This window comes from Catenulispora rubra, from assembly GCF_015356825.1.
Classification (GTDB): domain Bacteria; phylum Actinomycetota; class Actinomycetes; order Streptomycetales; family Catenulisporaceae; genus Catenulispora; species Catenulispora rubra.
This window is the reverse complement of sequence record NZ_JAACYW010000725.1, coordinates 1-520: the sequence shown is the minus strand read 5'-3', so window position 1 is coordinate 520 and position 520 is coordinate 1. Positions and strand designations below refer to the sequence as shown.

Annotated in this window: 1 protein-coding gene; it reads left to right on the top strand. The window is 67.7% G+C overall.

Annotated elements, in window-relative coordinates; genetic code table 11:
• Positions 1 to 268: 268 nt before the first annotated feature.
• On the top strand, positions 269 to 520 hold a 252-nt coding region (locus tag GWK61_RS60460), incomplete at its 3' end, for an NAD(P)-binding protein (RefSeq protein WP_323748215.1).

Below are 520 nucleotides of genomic sequence, written 5' to 3'. Positions count from 1 at the left end.
GAACGCGGCCGGGTGCTCGAAGCCGCGGACCGCGCCGCCGCGTGCGGATGTGTTCCCCATAGTGATGTCCGTGCCTCCTGATCGGCGGATGAGCGGTCCAGAGCAAGAGACATCCTGCGTGCGGGCCGTGACGGTGTCTTCTCTCTGCGTGCCCAGTTCCCGGGCAACGCCGGAGAAGGCTTCGCGGGCGCGCCTTGGCCACGCTGAAGAGACGAGGGTCCGCCAGAGGCGTCCCTGCCGTCTCCCGCACAGTGAGGTTGAGGTATCCGTGACCGACGACCGTTATGACGTGGCCATCCTCGGATCGGGGATCGGCGGTTCCATGCTGGCGTGCATCCTGGCCCGGCACGGTGTCAGGACCCTGCTTCTAGAGGGCGCGACCCACCCCCGGTTCACCATCGGCGAGTCCCTCATCCCGGAGACCGGGATCCGGCTGCGGATCATCGGCGAGAAGTACGGCGTGCCGGAGATCGGCTGGATCGGCGCTTTCCACCGGCTGCGCGACAACGTGAGCAGCAAC